This is a genomic window from Pseudomonas sp. MWU12-2037, assembly GCF_023242345.1.
Lineage (GTDB): Bacteria > Pseudomonadota > Gammaproteobacteria > Pseudomonadales > Pseudomonadaceae > Aquipseudomonas > Aquipseudomonas gingeri_D.
This window is the reverse complement of sequence record NZ_JALLIZ010000008.1, coordinates 329,196-344,271: the sequence shown is the minus strand read 5'-3', so window position 1 is coordinate 344,271 and position 15,076 is coordinate 329,196. Positions and strand designations below refer to the sequence as shown.

Below are 15,076 nucleotides of genomic sequence, written 5' to 3'. Positions count from 1 at the left end.
CTGGTTGGAACCTTAGGAGGAGTACTTGAAATTTTGGCGCAGGAGCCGGACGACCAGGAAGCTGGGAGCCTGATCCGAGAGTACCTCTCACCTGAAGGGAATATTGACCGTCTTCGCGAGGCCTGTGCCGAGGTTCAGGCCACGGGCGGCAATAACTATTTCCCGCTACTCTGGAAGCACTTCAAGTCTCATCGCTCATTGCTGTTCCGTTTGAGTCACCTGTTGCAGCTGGAGCCAACAACCCAGGACCGCTCGCTGATCGAGGCTCTGTTGTTGGTACAGGATAACGAGAACCTGCATAGGGAGTGGGTCGACGAGCATGTGGACTTGTCGTTTGCGTCGGACCGCTGGATGAAAGTCGTCCGGCGATCATCCAGCGAAGGGCCACCAACCAACCGGCGCTTCCTTGAAGTCTGTGTGTTTTCCCACCTAGCCAACGAACTTCGCTCTGGCGATATCTGTGTACTGGGCTCGGAGTCGTTTGCGGACTACCGCAAACAGTTGCTGCCTTGGGATGAGTGTCTGGTGCGTTTGCCAGAGTACTGCGAAAAGGTTGGCCTGCCGAGTACCGCCAAAGAGTTTGTCGCCAGCTTGAAGGAGCAACTTGAAAGTACCGCTAAGCAACTGGATGACAAATTCCCCAGCTGCCGTGGTGACGTGTCGATTAATGAGGCGGGCGAACCAGTGCTACGGCGCGTAGTCGCCCGTGACATCCCTCCTTCAGCGATCTCGCTACAAACGGCGATTACTCAGCGTATGCCCGCCAGGCATGTGCTCGACATCATGGCAAACATCGAACATTGGATTCAATTCACCCGCCATTTCGGACCGATGTCCGGTAGCGATCCCAAGCTAAAGGAACCGGCCGAGCGCTACCTGATGACGATCTTCGCCATGGGTTGCAACCTAGGACCGAATCAGGCTGCTCGCCATCTGGCGGGTAATGTGACCCCACACATGCTGTCCTACACCAATCGTCGGCACCTGCCACTCGACAAGCTGGATAAGGCCAACCGGGAGTTGGTCGAGCTCTATCTCCAGCTCGATCTGCCCAAACTATGGGGAGACGGCAAAGCTGTTGCTGCGGACGGAACTCAGTTCGATTTCTACGATGAAAACTTGCTCGCGGGCTACCACTTCCGTTATCGCAAGATGGGCGCCGTCGCCTACCGGCATGTGGCAAATAACTACATTGCTGTCTTTCAGCACTTCATCCCACCGGGCATCTGGGAGGCTATCTATGTCATCGAGGGCTTGCTGAAAGCGGATCATAGTGTTGAAGTCGATACGGTTTATTCAGACACTCAAGGCCAGTCTGCGACGGTGTTTGCATTCACCCATTTACTGGGTATCAATTTAATGCCTCGCATCCGCAACTGGCGCAACCTGGTCATGTATCGGCCCGATCGCTCGGCCAAGTACAAGCATATCAACAGCCTCTTCACTGATACCGTCAACTGGAGCCAGATAGAAACCCATTGGCAGGATCTGATGCAGGTGGCGCTGTCGATTCAGGCTGGCAAAATATCCTCGCCAATGCTGCTGCGTAAACTCGGTTCTTACAGTCGGCGCAACAAGCTCTACCATGCAGCGCAGGAGCTGGGATGTGTGATCCGGACCGTTTTCCTACTCAAATGGATTGGCAATCGTGAATTGCGCCAAGAAGTAACCGCCAATACCAACAAGATCGAGTCCTACAACGGTTTCTCGAAGTGGCTGTCCTTCGGCGGCGATGTGATCGCCGAGAACGATCCAGATGAGCAACAGAAGCGCTTGCGCTACAACGATATGATCGCGTCCTCGGTGATCTTGCAGAACACCGTCGACATGATGCGCATCCTGCAAAAGCTCGCCCGTGATGGCTGGCAGTTTACCGATGAAGATGTATCGTTTCTCAGCCCCTACCTGACTAGCAATGTCAAACGCTTTGGGGAGTTCAACCTGAAACTCAAGCGCCCACCGGAGCCCTGGATCAAGGATTCCATTTTCCAGCAGGCTGCGGGCTCAATGCGTGCGCAACAGATGCCCAATAGCAAAGTTGAGGAGGCGAATTGATGGACATCCCGCCGGCTTCGTTTCGAGTGACACCCTATGGGGACGTCGATACCAAGGCACTCGACTCTCTGCGCGCGAGCTACGACACCTCTCAATTGCTTAACTTGGTCGACCGGCTGGATGCCTGTCTTGCTGAAATCGGAGGGGGCGGCAGCATTCGGGACGACTTCTTACGCCTGCATGCCATGGCCATGACGGTACTGGAAGGTTTCCCCCTCACCGTGGCTACCAGTGATGTCGACAGTATTTGGGAACAGGCGATGGCCCTCCAAGAGGATATTTCTGCGTTATGTTCATGCTTGCAAGCGGTTTCTAAATACCTGGCTCCTTTAGCAGCACTTGCTCCTGGCTATCAGGACTAGTCAAGAGCTGCACAAGGACGAGGTTTTGGCGGTGCACTTTTCTCCTGAGCGTTACGAGGATAATGGCCGTGACCTGCATGAGCGAATACACAGTACATTTGATGCTAGGTATCGACCGGTCCTTGCAGCGCTCTGATCGCATCGGCCACCTCTGACTTGTGAATACAGTGTGCTTGCGAAGGTGCAATGGGTTGTAGAATCCAGATCTCCTTCAACCCGCCACGGCAACTCCTCTAGCTTCGACGTTGTTCTAGGCCGTCTTCCTCCTGGAACGCCGTTTACACCGCTGGGCGTGCGCACTCAATAATACCGCTGACCTTAATCGACGGCGCTCAAGAGTGGCTACTAAAGCTCCGCTCACTTATCCCTTTCAGATTCGACCGCTTCCTTTGATTCAGCAACCCAAGCGCCGTGATCACTATGGACAATAATGCGGTCGCCGAAACTTCACCTCGATGTGCCGGTAATACAACCATCGTTGTCAATGCACCGAGAATGAATACGATGACCAGCCAGGTGAGCACAGGAAACATCCACATCTTGAGTTTTATTGGCTGACGGCTACGTTCAAGCCTATAGCGCATGCGCAGTTGGCAGACCGCGATCACTAGATAAACCAGCAACGCAATGGCTCCGGAACTTGCCAAGAGGAAGTTGAAGACTTCTGTCGGCGCAAAAAAATTCAACGCTGTGGTGATTAAGCCGATTGCCGTGCTGGCGAGTACGGCCATGAACGGAACACCTTGACGCGATGTCTTACCCAGCATCTTCGGCGCATCCCCGCGCTTGCTGAGTGAAAAAACCATCCTTGATGAGATGTAGATCGCCGAGTTCAAGCAGCTGGCCACCGCGACCAGAACCACCATGTCGACCATCGCCTTGGCATGTGGAATATTCATTAGCTCCAACGCCCGCTGGTACGATCCCTGTACGGGCAGCAACGGGTCGTTCCACGCTACGATGGAGACGATTATGAAAATGGATGCCAGGTAGAACAAGCAGATCCGCCAAATGACTGACTTCGTCGCTTTAGCGATGTTGCGGGCGGGGTCTTTAGATTCAGCGGCTGCAATTGTGACCGCTTCAGTGCCAATGAAGCTGAACATCGTTGTGAGCAATGCACCGATCACGGCTCCAAAACCATTAGGCATAAAGCCGCCGTGAGTGGAAATCAGTTGACTTATCCCGCTCGCGCTTCGCTCCGGGACAAACCCCAGGAGTACGGCAGCCCCCAAAGCGATGAAGGCGATGATCGCAACGATCTTCAACATGGCAAACCAGAACTCAAACTCGCCGTACTTTGCAACACTGAACAAGTTGGTCACCGTCAAAAACGCAGTGATGCCGAAGGCAAAAAACCATGTCTCGATACCTGGAAACCAGCTGTTCAATACAGCGGCGGCAGCGATGGCTTCCAAGGGGATAACCAGCACCCAGAACCACCAGTACAGCCAGCCAATCGTGAAACCTGCCCATGGGCCGATAGCCTTATCGGCATAGGTGGAAAATGAGCCTGTGTCCGGCGAAGCCACGGCCATTTCGCCAAGCATGCGCATGACCAGGATAACCAATGCCCCAGCCATGACGTAAGCCAATATGACGGCTGGCCCCGCTACGGCAATTGCATGCCCGGAACCTATGAAAAGTCCTGCGCCAATGATCCCGGCGATGGACAGCATCGTGATGTGTCTTTGCTTAAAGCCGGGCGCCAATGCGCCCTGCCCGGAAATAGAATTGGACATTGAGCTTTACACCTTTATTTATAGTTTGCGTTTCAGGTGGCAGTTAAAGTTGCTCAGTAAGCACATCGTTGTTATGTCGAAGTCGCCTCCTAGGCGATCTTCTTCAGCACTTAGCGTTCTTGCGTCTAATCCTTAATCCTGCGTCCAACGTGTTGCGCATGAGCAGTGCAATGGTCATTGGGCCAACACCGCCAGGTACTGGCGTAACTGCAAAAGCACGTGTCAGCGCTGCCTCATAATCAACGTCGCCGACCAAACGTGACTTACCATCACTGTCGATTCGGTTGATGCCAACATCGATGACCACTGCTCCAGGTTTGATCCAATCAGCCGTAATCAGCTTTGGAACACCCACAGCTGCAATGAGTATGTCTGCCTGCCGAGCGATAGCGGCAGGATCTGGCGTATGACTGTGAACAATCGTCACGGTGCAGTTTTGCTGTAACAGAAGGCTAGCCATCGGTTTACCAACTATGTTCGAGCGCCCGACGATCACCGCGTGCTTACCACTCAGGTTATTGCCTAACACTTGATGAATGAGCACCAACGCACCCGATGGAGTGCATGGGATTAATGCGTCACTCACGCTACCAGTCGCTAGGTGACCGACGTTCATGTAGTGAAAGCCATCTACATCCTTCAGCGGGTGAATTGCCTGGATCACTTTTGACGCATCGATATGCCGTGGCAAGGGCAGTTGGACGAGGATGCCGTGGATTTCAGGGTCACCGTTCAGCTTCGTTATCAGTGATAACAAATGTTCTTCGGGTGTCTCTTCCGATAAGTCGTACTGCCGGGATAGAAATCCGCATGCTTCGGCTTGCACGCTTTTGTTCCTAACGTACACAGCACTGGCGGGATCACTGCCCACCAATATGACCGCCAATCCCGGCCTGAATCCTTCAAGCTCGACGCGTTGACGAACCTCACTCAACACCTTTTGAGCGGCTGCTTTGCCGTCAACGACAAGCGGGGAATCAGCGGAAAATGACGGTGCGATCTTCATTGAGCAAAATCCTGTGTTCGAGGTGGAGTTTGACTGCGCGGGACAGCACCTGACACTCAGTGTCGCGCCCGATGGCAACCATTTCGTCTGCCGTTATTGCGTGATCGATCCGCTGCACGTTCTGCTCGATGATCGGCCCCTCATCCAGGTCAGCCGTCACATAGTGAGCCGTCGCACCAATGAGTTTCACGCCGCGCTTGTGGGCTTGGTGATAGGGGCGTGCGCCTTTGAAGCTCGGCAAAAACGAGTGGTGAATGTTGATGACCTGACCGGCCAGCTCGCGCGATAAATCGTCGGTCAATACCTGCATGTAGCGAGCAAGGATGACGAGGTCGATCTTTTGCTCACGAACCAGCTCAAGAAGGCGTTCTTCCTGCGCAACCTTGTTCTCGGCACTGACCGGCAGATGGTAGAAGGGAATGTTTTCGTGTTCAGCACGACGTTGAAAGCGGTCGTGGTTGGATACGATCGATACCAGCTCCATCGGTAGTTGCTGGATGCTGTTGCGGTACAGAAGATCATTCAGGCAATGACCCAGCTGAGACACCATGATCATGACGCGTGGTTTGACGTCCATGTCGTAGGCCTTCCACTCCATGCCGTAAGCCAGCGCTACCGGCTCAAAGCCGTTGCGGAAATCATCCGCTGTCATGCCATGGCCCAGCACGAAACACACCCGCATGAAAAAGCGATTGTTGTCCGTATCAACGTATTGCCCACTCTCCATGATGTTTCCGCTTTGTGCGGCGATGAAGTTACCAACAGCGGCCACGATTCCCTTTCGGTCATCACAGGCCAAGGTCAACACAAGCTTTCTCATGGGAGTCTCCTTTGACGATACTGCTTTGGTTTGGACGGATTGAGTCTTCATGCCGAGTGCCGTTGGTTGAACTCCGCCGTGGCATGGCTGAGCAAGCGGAACACGTAGTTGGCAAACGAGAAGCGAACGAGAACCTGGAATCGGTAGGGTTCAACCCTTACGAACATGCAGGGGATACCCTTGATGACCGACCCTACGACCTTCCCGACGGGAAAGGAGCCTGCACCAAAGTTGTAGGGGCAAACCTTGCCAAGACATGCCTCAACTTGCTCGCCTGACAGCTCCAGATAGCTGTAGGTGCCAGACGTATCGATGACCGCCAAGGCCTGGATCGACGGGTCGGTGAGTCGTTCGAGCCAGTGTTGTTTGGTTCCGGGTGCACACACCAAGAGGCACTCATCCGGGGACACCCACAACAGTCGCGCCCTGGCTTCGCCGGTGTAGCTCAACGGCTGTGAGGGAGCCTTGAGGCCCAGTCGTGCGTAATCCTGCTCAACTGCCGGAGAATGAAGCTCGCCTCGCAGGGTGATGAATCCGTGCTCACGCTTTTCGGAAATCGACAATTGCGCGGTGGCCAGGGCAGCCAACTCTTCCGTAAATGGCTCAAGGGCCGTGCGATAGCGTGCCAATTCAGACATTTTGACGTGCTCCCTCTTTGTCATAGAAAACGGTGTCGCTAACTTTGGCCGAAATCCGCAGGCCGCTGTGATGGGCTGCAAACACCTGTTGGTCTTGCCGTTGACGCCCGCCCTCAAGCATCGCCAACGCAATAGACCGGTTGAGGATCGGGCTGAAGTAGCTGGAGGTCACATGGCCAATGGACGTCTTGCTGTCCACGGCATCAATGATCTGCGATCCCTCAGGAATGACGGTCTTGGGGTCATCCGTGAGTAGTCCCACGAAATGCTTCCGATCAGGCTTGTTCATGTAAGGTCTTGCCAGCGCACGCTTGCCCAGGTGACTGTGTGGTTTCTTTTTCGACAAGATCCAGTTCATTCCCAGATCCATCGGAGAGACCGAGCCGTCGGTGTCTTGCCCTATGATCGGGAAGCCTTTTTCGGCCCGCAGAACGTGCAGGCTTTCAGTCCCATAAGGCGTAATGGAGTAAGGCTGGCCTGCACGATAGATCGCATCCCAGACGGCCTCGCCATAGTTGGCCTGTGCATTGATTTCATAGGCCAACTCACCGGAGAAGCTGATGCGCATGATCATTACCGGCACCCCGAGAATCTTCGATTCCCGCCAGTGCATGAAAGGAAACGCTTCATTCTCCACATGCAGCTCAGGGCAAAGGGATTTCAGAACAGCTCGGCTGTGTTCGCCCACCAGGGCGGTAGTGCTCCAGTGATCGGTCACCGACGTTAGGTAAACACGCAGTTCTGGCCATTCGGTTTTCAGCCACGCTTCGAGGTTCACGAACATGCTCGCAGCGCCGCCCGTGGTCGTGGTCATGATGAAATGCTGGTCACCCAGGCACGCGGTCACTCCGTCGTCTATCACCATGCCGTTTTCATCAAGCATGACGGTATAGCGGCACTGGCCACGCTTGATCGTCGACCAATCGTTGGGAAGGATGCGGTTGAGGAACTCGCGCGCGTCGGGCCCTTGGATGTCAATCTTGCCAAGGGTCGAGGCGTCCATCATCGCTACGCCTTCACGAACGGCAAGGCACTCGCGGTGAACTGCTTCATGCAGGTCTTCACCCAAGCGGGGGAAGTACCAGGGACGCTTCCACTGACCGACATTTTCCCATTCTGCCCCGTGAGCCAGATGCCAGAAATGCATCGGCGTGTGACGCTCCGGCAAGAACAGATCACCTACAAACTCTCCCGCGAGCGCGCCAAAAGTGACCGGTGTATAGGCCGGGCGGTAAGTTGTGGTTCCCACCAGCGACATGGAGATGCCCATGACCTCACTCGCAATCGCCACACCCACGACGTTGCCCGTTTTGCCTTGATCGGTTCCGAAGCCTAATGCGGTGTAACGCTTGATATGTTCAATGCTGCGGAAGTTTTCGCGGATTGCCAAGGCGATGTCTTTCGACATCACATCGTTCTGCAAGTCCACGAACTGTTTGCCGTTCCAGCCGGGGCTGCGGAAAAAGGGAGCACAGTTGATAGAGTGATCGGTATTTACAGACTCGGCAGGAGCCGCATTCTGCCCCATGGCCAAGAGTGTTTCCCGCGCAGCATTACGTCCTGAAGCCACACAGTCAGACGTTTGCACCAGGCCCATCAAAGCGCCTGCATAACTGCGATCCCTCCCATCGGTGGTGGGCAAGAACGCGCATGCTTTGTCAGACCAGACAGGCTTGGCACCGGTATGACAGTCAAGATGCACAACCGGACTCCACCCACCCGCGATTGCGAGCAAGTCAGTTTCAATGCGTGAGATCCGGCCCGAGTTAATCCATGAACAATGAACGTCAAGGCTGACTGCTTGCAGCTCAACGGATTCAAGACGCCCACATCCCTTGGCCGACATAACAGCGGATCCAAGGTGGAGCGCAATGCGGTGCGTATTCAGCAGCGACTTTAGATCTGCCGAAATTGCAGCACGGCAATCGATGACGGCGGTTACAGATTGCCCCCGCTGGAGCAGATCTTTAACCAAGGCGTAGCCACTGTCGTTGTTGGTGAACACAGTGACCGAGCGCCCCGGCAGCACACCTTGCAACTGCATGTAGCTTTGCAGTGCGCTCGCCTGAAAAATACCGGGCAAATCGTTATTGTCGAACGCCAACAGACGCTCATGGGAACCGGTCGCAAGAATGACGCGTGTGGCACGAATCTTATGAAGCCTCTGTCTCACGCCTTCTTTACGACGGGCGATTGGCACATGATCCTGTACCCGTTCGAGGGCTTGTATCAGGTTGTGATCCATTAGTGCATAGGCTGTCGTGCGAGTAAGCAAGCGCACGTTGGGCATTTTCTTCAGGCGAGCGATAGCGTCGGTAATCCACCGTGCAGCGGCTTCCCCCTCTACTTGTGCCTCGGCGTCCAAGAACCAATTGCCGCCCAGGCGTTGACGCTCATCGACCAGCACGACGGCGCAGCCTGACAGTCCAATTTCCAAAGCCGCAGCGAGTCCCGCCGAACCGCCACCGACAATCGCTACATCCGCGTGGATATGGTTATGGTCGTAGGTTTCTGCATCCACCTCGGTGGCTGACGGAGCGAAACCCGCCATTTTTCGCAGGAAGTGCTCGTAGTGAGGCCAGAGGCGCTTGGGCTTCTGGAAGGTTTTGTAGTAGAAGCCGACTGGCATGAAGCGGTGCAGCGGCTTGAACAATGCCTTGACGTCTTTCGGCCCAGCTGGATCCGCCGTCGCCGAGCGAGCGCGCAGCCCTTCGTACAGCTCGACTTCTGTCGCCTTGACGTTGGGTACGTAGTATCCCTCCTGCTCCAGTGCGACGAGCGCATTCGGCTCTTCGACACCGGCGGACACGATGCCTCTTGGGCGTCCATACTTGAAGCTGCAGCCAACGGTTTCGACGCCATTGGCCAGCAGCGCCGAAGCCAGGGTGTCTCCTGCCACTCCCTGGAGAGGGATGTCGTTCCACGTGAAGTTGATCACACGATTGCGATCCACCCATTCGTGGGCACCGGTACTGCTCATCCGAAATGTTTTCACTTTCGGCCTCCCTTTGGTGCTTCGGCCATGATCCAGCTGCCATGGATTTCATTGGTGACGTTGTTCCGGGCAGCGACCAGGAAGTGGCGGCAACCGCCGGCGTGATACCAGTTCTCGTACATCAACCCCATGGGGTTTTCGCGCATGAACAGGTAGTCACCGAACTGCTCGTCGTTGAGCGCTTCCGGATCGAGGGGGCGTTCGATAAAGGCTTCGCCCCGATAGACGAATTCCTCTTCGTCACGTAGCTCCCCGCAGTGCGGGCAATGGATGCGTAACATGGTTGACCTGCGCTAAATAGGGATCAGTGGGCGACGCCGGCGGCACCGTGCTCATCAATCAAATGCCCTGTGCTAAACCGCTCGATGCTGAAGGGTTCTGCCAGTGGATGGGGATGGTCGTTGGCGATGGTGGCTGCGAAGACGTGTCCAGATCCTGGCGTCGCCTTGAACCCTCCTGTGCCCCAGCCGCCGTTTACGTACAAGCCTTTCACCTTGGTCTTGCTAATGATCGGGCAGGCGTCCGGGCAGGTGTCTACGATGCCGGCCCATTGGCGGTTCATCCGGACACGGCTGAAGCAAGGGAACAGTTCGAGGATCGCTTGCGCGGTATGCTCGATCACGTGGGGGCTGCCTCGCTGCGAATAGCCGTTGTAGCTATCGATACCCGCGCCTATGACCAGGTCGCCCTTGTCAGACTGGCTGATGTAGCCATGCACGGCATTGGACATTACTACGGTATCGAGCACTGGTTTCATGGGCTCGGATACAAAGGCCTGCAAAGGGTGACTGGATATGGGCAAGCGCACCCCGGCCTTATTGGCCAGTACCGACGTGTGACCAGCCACCACAATCGCAACCTTGTCAGCCCTGATCACGCCCTGGTTGGTTTTGACCGACTTGATCTGATCGTTCTCACGCTCGAAATCGAGGACTTCGCATCCTTGGATGATGTCGACGCCCAGGCGCGACGCGGCTCGGGCGAACCCCCAGACTACGGCATCGTGCCGAGCCGTGCCGCCGCGAGCTTGATAGGCGGCACCCATGACTGGATAACGAGCTTTGTCCGAAAGATTCAGGTGGGGGATCCGATCCTTCAGTTCCTCCAGGCTCACCATTTCAGCATCGATGTCATTGAGCACGTTCGCACTGACGCGACGCTCCATGTCACGCATGTCTTGCAGGCTATGACCCAGCGAGTAGATGCCACGCTGACTGAACATGACGTTGTAGTTGATGTCCTGGGTCAGGTCTTCCCATAATTTTAAGGAATGCTCATAGAAGCGGGAGGACTCATTCCACAGGTAGTTGGAGCGAACAAGGGTGGTATTGCGTCCCGAGTTCCCGCCACCAATGTAGCCCTTTTCCAACACTGCGACATTTCGGATGCCGTGGTTTTTTGCCAGGTAGTAGGCGGTTGCCAAACCATGGCCGCCCCCGCCTACGATGACCACGTCATACCGTGGCTTGGCAGTTTTAGTAGCCCACGTTTCCGGCCAATTCTGGTGATTGGACAGACCTTCTTTAAATAAGCGCCAAGCTGAATATTGCATAGCCATTCCTGTGTTCAGGGGAGCCGCAGCGGGAATGAAGCAGCCCGCCAACAAGATTTCTGCGTCCGTAATGGGATACGGCTGATGGCTTCAATATCGGGGAACACAGGAAGGAGAACAAAGGATATCTTGGCATCGTGGCATGCCATGAAGGAATGTATTAGTCTGGCAGGCTTATTAGGCTTGGCCACACGGTGCGCTCAGAATGAAGACCTCCTTTCGATCTCTTCCTCCGCTTGGTGCTTTGGTTTTTTTCGAGGCGGCGGCACGCCATGGGAGCTTCACCAAGGCAGCCGCAGAACTTTTTGTCACGCAGAGTGCGGTGAGCAAGCAGATCCAAATGCTGGAGGAAAATCTGGGCGTTGCACTCTTTTCCCGTGAGCCACGGATGGTGCAATTGACCGAAGCAGGGCTCCAGTTCCAAAGCGATATCACCGCTATTTTTCAGAATCTGAATGACTCGGTGGCACGCATACGGCGTTGGTCGGACGTAAAAAGCGTCACGGTGACTTGCACCCACGCAGTTTCACATTACTGGCTGTTCCCACGTATTACGCGTTTCAACGTGGAACATCCCGACATCACAATCAACATTTATGCCGTCAATGAAGTGACCGAGCAATCCTGTTTGCAGTTTGATTTTGGGATCTTGAATGGCGACAACCAATGGCGCGCCCCGCTGGACAGCCATCTACTGTTCAAGGAGCGAATTTATCCTGTTTGCCATGTCGACTACCCCTTGCAGGGCAACCTCTCGCCGGAAGAACTTCTTTCTCAGCGACTCATTCACCTGGATCCGAGCGCATGGCACTGGCCGACCTGGATCAACTGGTTTGCCAACTTTGGAATCGATTATGCGATCCCCAAAAACGCTCAACTGTTCAACCAGGTCACCCTTGCTCTGAATGCCACTCTTCAGGGAATGGGTATTGGCTTGGGCTGGGAATTCATGACCGAAGAGCTTCTGCGTAAAGGTGAAATTCGCAGGGTCAGTGATTCGTTCTATGCAACGGGTATAGACGATTATCTCGTCCACCCCCGATCCCAATCACTGTCGGAGTCAGCTCGCACGTTCAAAGAATGGCTGTTGGCCAACGTCAGCTAGGTGAGTCGAATTTTGCGAGCAAAGACGTTGCCTCAACGCGTTGAGGTACCTTGGCTTGTCGTAAGGCGCCCGGATCAGCCAGCAGCGGAAAAGAATTCAAATCCACATGAGTGCCCGCGCACGGACAGCCGTTTTTATCGCGTTACTGTCGGTAAAAGGCGCTGCATTCGACTTGACCAGCAGGCGCCGTAGTGAGGGCCGGCTGAGAACTGGTCGTTCTTTGCCGGCCATGGCCACGAAGTGTGCAGGTCAAATCCGGTGCAAATGGCTGGTCAGGTCGAATGCAAACAAATGGGCAAGTCTGTGCAATTACCCACGACCATTCCACAAGCGCCTGGCGGACGCTGCCACCGCCGGTGTACCCAACTCTTTTTGCCGTTGCGCTCAGTGACTGGCGCAATGCCTGAATACAGTTGCGGTTCATGTGCACCCGTAAAGTGCTCGCATCGTGCGCAAAAGGCGGCGAGCAGGCGCGGTGTCAGGAAATGGACCAACACCCAGGGAGCATTGCTCGGATCAGGGCCTGCCACCCTCAGTCCTGAACTCCGCGAGTTGACTGGATAGCACCGCCTTCTCCTGCAGCAGGAGCTGCTTTTCTTCAGCCAGCCCGGTCAATTGGGTTTCAGCCTGGGTGAAGCGTTCCGCCAGAAGGCTCCGCTCCCTCTCGACCACGGCCAGGGTCGTCTGCATCTCAGCCAAACGCTGCTCGCCATTGACATGGCGCTGTTCCAGTGCCTGATGCATCTGCTTCAGCTCGGTGAGTTGATAGACCACCTGCTCATTCGCGCTTCGGCTCTGCGTGAGCGCATCCTGGGTTATGAGCAGGGTGTCCTGCAGGTGGTCGTTGTCTTGTGTCAGACGTTGCTCCTGAGCTTGCAACTCGCCCAGGCGTGCTTGCTGAATGAGCAGACGTTGTCGGAGTTCAGCCAGTTCGTGTTCCAGGCGCTGGTGGCGTTGTTCAGCGCTCTGGCGCTCGTCGGCGCGTTGTTGAGCGACCGACACCTGGTAATGCTCAAATTGCCCCCGCGTTTGTTGCAGTTGTTGGGTCAGTGAGGCCACCTCGCCGGCACGGTCAATCAAGCGCTGTTCGAGGCCGAGCTTTTCACTGCCCAGGCTGGCCAAGATCACCTCCTGACGCTGCACGGTTTCAGCTAGCCCTTGACTGCGCGTAGTGGCGGCTGCCAGCACTTGGGCTTGCTGCCCCTGAGCGGTGAGTAACGCGTCGTGCTCCACGCAAGCTTGCTGCAACTGCTCCTGCAACGCTGCGGTGGCTGTCTGATGCAGCTGTTCAGCCTGCTCGACTTGCAGGGCCGCCTCCGTCTGAACTTTTTCGTACACACCTTTCACCGCCAGGACCAGCTCGGCCGGCAATCCAAGCTCGGCCTGGGCCAGCGTGCCTGGATGCGCGGTTTTCCAGCGTTTTAACAAGGGGGCCAGGGTGCTTTTGCTGCCGGTTCCGCCCAAGGCGGCGCGGATGCTGTCAATCGTCGGGTTCTTGCCCTCGGCCACGAGTCGGGCCGCCGCATTGGCGACATGCACATAGAGGACACCGGAACGAGCCATGGACACCTCGGATTTTTTCGTATCGTATTATGGCAAACGTAATACATCACTTTAAGTACAGAATAGAACACCACGGGAAAACAGCCGAATAACCCTCGATAAGCGGGGTTATCGTGAGTTAAGTCGTTACGATCGACGGTCGCGTCTATAATCTGCGGTACACATGGCCTAAACAGGCGCTTCGTGATGACGGCAAGCAATAACGATGAAAACATCTCCCCGGTGCGGCTCGACGAACCGGCGGCGCTTGCGAGTACCCACGGTACGCTCACCACCCCCGAGCAGTTGACCCAGCAACACCAACGCTTTCTCACGGCGGCCACCACCGACAACACCCGTCGCACCTACCGCTCGGCCATCCGCCACTTTCAGGCCTGGGGCGGCGTGCTGCCCTGCGATGAAGCCATGGTGATTCGCTACCTGCTGGCCTTCGCGCAAAAGCTGAATCCGCGCACCTTGGCCCTGCGCCTCACCGCGCTGTCGCAATGGCACCGCTATCAGGGTTTTCCTGACCCCGCTGCCAGCGCCACGGTACGCAAGACTTTGCGCGGGATTGAGCGAGTGAACGGGCGCCCGCGGCAAAAGGCCAAAGCCTTACTGTTGGAGGATCTCGAGCTCATCGTGGCGTACCTGAACACGCTCGAAGGGCTCGCCGCGCTGCGTGATAGTGCATTGCTGCAGGTGGGCTATTTTGGAGCGTTCCGCCGCAGCGAGCTGGTCACGTTGGAGGTTCAATACTTGCTGTGGGAGCCGGAAGGTCTCCAGATCACGCTGCCGCGCTCCAAAACCGATCAAGAGGGCGAGGGGCTGGACAAGGCAATCCCTTATGGTGACAGCCTCTGCTGCCCAGCGAAGGCATTACGGTGCTGGCTGGATGTCGCTCAGATCGAACAGGGACCGCTGTTCCGGCGTATCAGCCGCTGGGGCAGCGTCGGCGATGTGGCGCTACACGAGGGGAGTGTCAACGCTATCCTGACAACCCGTGCTCAAGAGGCAGGTGTGCTGTACGCACCCAAAATGAGCAGCCACAGCCTGCGCCGAGGGCTGGCCACCAGCGCTCACCGAGCTGGGGCGGATTTCCTCGAGATCAAACGCCAGGGTGGCTGGCGGCACGATGGCACCGTACACGGCTATATCGAGGAGGCTAGAGCCTTCGAAGAAAACGCCGCTGGCTCGTTATTACGACGTAAACCATCAACCTAGCCCAAGTTCTGAAGCCGAGTTTGCAAAAAATAAAA

The 15,076-nt window shown here is 55.9% G+C and carries 12 protein-coding genes; 4 read left to right on the top strand and 8 right to left on the bottom strand.

Features of this window, described 5'->3' with window-relative positions; translation table 11 throughout:
- The coding region (locus tag M5B42_RS17495; protein ID WP_248746552.1) for a Tn3 family transposase at positions 1–2,055 on the top strand (2,055 nt) is incomplete at its 5' end.
- Positions 2,055–2,417, top strand: a complete 363-nt coding sequence (gene tnpC / locus M5B42_RS17490; RefSeq protein WP_248746551.1) for a Tn3 family transposase post-transcriptional regulator TnpC — start codon at positions 2,055–2,057, stop codon at positions 2,415–2,417. The genes M5B42_RS17495 and tnpC, both read left to right, overlap by 1 nt.
- A gap of 332 nt (positions 2,418–2,749) precedes the next feature.
- On the opposite strand, the gene gabP is transcribed toward tnpC, so the two are convergent.
- From gabP to M5B42_RS17455, 7 genes are all read right to left on the bottom strand, one after another.
- A complete protein-coding gene (gene gabP / locus M5B42_RS17485; RefSeq protein ID WP_248746550.1) occupies positions 2,750–4,159 on the bottom strand; it encodes a GABA permease in 1,410 nt (469 codons plus the stop codon).
- A 103-nt stretch (positions 4,160–4,262) separates the two neighbouring features.
- Positions 4,263–5,165, bottom strand: coding sequence for a bifunctional methylenetetrahydrofolate dehydrogenase/methenyltetrahydrofolate cyclohydrolase FolD (folD, locus tag M5B42_RS17480; RefSeq protein WP_248746549.1), 903 nt, complete (start codon positions 5,163–5,165; stop codon positions 4,263–4,265).
- Entirely contained in the window at positions 5,137–5,985 is an 849-nt protein-coding gene (gene purU / locus M5B42_RS17475; RefSeq protein WP_248746548.1) for a formyltetrahydrofolate deformylase, read from the bottom strand. The genes folD and purU overlap by 29 nt, the downstream gene beginning before the upstream one ends.
- A gap of 47 nt (positions 5,986–6,032) precedes the next feature.
- Positions 6,033–6,623, bottom strand: a complete 591-nt coding sequence (locus M5B42_RS17470) for a sarcosine oxidase subunit gamma family protein (RefSeq protein ID WP_248746547.1) — start codon at positions 6,621–6,623, stop codon at positions 6,033–6,035.
- Positions 6,616–9,618 carry a sarcosine oxidase subunit alpha family protein gene (locus tag M5B42_RS17465; protein ID WP_248746546.1) on the bottom strand — a complete coding sequence of 1,001 codons (3,003 nt, stop codon included), beginning with the start codon at positions 9,616–9,618 and terminating at the stop codon, positions 6,616–6,618. The genes M5B42_RS17470 and M5B42_RS17465 overlap by 8 nt, the downstream gene beginning before the upstream one ends.
- Positions 9,615–9,899, bottom strand: a complete 285-nt coding sequence (locus M5B42_RS17460; RefSeq protein WP_248746545.1) for a sarcosine oxidase subunit delta — start codon at positions 9,897–9,899, stop codon at positions 9,615–9,617. The genes M5B42_RS17465 and M5B42_RS17460 overlap by 4 nt, the downstream gene beginning before the upstream one ends.
- A gap of 23 nt (positions 9,900–9,922) precedes the next feature.
- Positions 9,923–11,170, bottom strand: a complete 1,248-nt coding sequence (locus M5B42_RS17455; RefSeq protein ID WP_248746544.1) for a sarcosine oxidase subunit beta family protein — start codon at positions 11,168–11,170, stop codon at positions 9,923–9,925.
- 205 nt (positions 11,171–11,375) lie between these two features.
- Between M5B42_RS17455 and M5B42_RS17450 the strand changes: the two genes are divergently transcribed.
- Entirely contained in the window at positions 11,376–12,275 is a 900-nt protein-coding gene (locus M5B42_RS17450; protein WP_248746543.1) for a LysR substrate-binding domain-containing protein, read from the top strand.
- Between the two features lie 516 nt (positions 12,276–12,791).
- Here the strand turns inward: M5B42_RS17450 and M5B42_RS17440 are convergent.
- Positions 12,792–13,838, bottom strand: coding sequence for a DNA-binding protein (locus M5B42_RS17440; protein WP_248746542.1), 1,047 nt, complete (start codon positions 13,836–13,838; stop codon positions 12,792–12,794).
- A 186-nt stretch (positions 13,839–14,024) separates the two neighbouring features.
- Here M5B42_RS17440 and M5B42_RS17435 point away from each other — a divergent pair, with 186 nt between their 5' ends.
- Positions 14,025–15,041: a tyrosine-type recombinase/integrase gene (locus M5B42_RS17435; protein ID WP_248746541.1), complete on the top strand. Its 1,017-nt coding sequence runs from the start codon at positions 14,025–14,027 to the stop codon at positions 15,039–15,041.
- Positions 15,042–15,076 lie beyond the last annotated feature (35 nt).

Excerpts from the sequence above, each read along its gene's own strand:
- tnpC (WP_248746551.1), top strand. The coding sequence starts at position 2,055 with ATGGACATCCCGCCGGCTTCGTTTCGAGTGACACCCTATGGGGACGTC.
- M5B42_RS17435 (WP_248746541.1), top strand. The coding sequence starts at position 14,025 with ATGACGGCAAGCAATAACGATGAAAACATCTCCCCGGTGCGGCTCGAC.
- M5B42_RS17470 (WP_248746547.1), bottom strand. The coding sequence starts at position 6,623 with ATGTCTGAATTGGCACGCTATCGCACGGCCCTTGAGCCATTTACGGAA.
- M5B42_RS17450 (WP_248746543.1), top strand. The coding sequence starts at position 11,376 with ATGAAGACCTCCTTTCGATCTCTTCCTCCGCTTGGTGCTTTGGTTTTT.
- folD (WP_248746549.1), bottom strand. The coding sequence starts at position 5,165 with ATGAAGATCGCACCGTCATTTTCCGCTGATTCCCCGCTTGTCGTTGAC.
- purU (WP_248746548.1), bottom strand. The coding sequence starts at position 5,985 with ATGAGAAAGCTTGTGTTGACCTTGGCCTGTGATGACCGAAAGGGAATC.
- M5B42_RS17460 (WP_248746545.1), bottom strand. The coding sequence starts at position 9,899 with ATGTTACGCATCCATTGCCCGCACTGCGGGGAGCTACGTGACGAAGAG.
- M5B42_RS17455 (WP_248746544.1), bottom strand. The coding sequence starts at position 11,170 with ATGCAATATTCAGCTTGGCGCTTATTTAAAGAAGGTCTGTCCAATCAC.
- M5B42_RS17440 (WP_248746542.1), bottom strand. The coding sequence starts at position 13,838 with ATGGCTCGTTCCGGTGTCCTCTATGTGCATGTCGCCAATGCGGCGGCC.
- gabP (WP_248746550.1), bottom strand. The coding sequence starts at position 4,159 with ATGTCCAATTCTATTTCCGGGCAGGGCGCATTGGCGCCCGGCTTTAAG.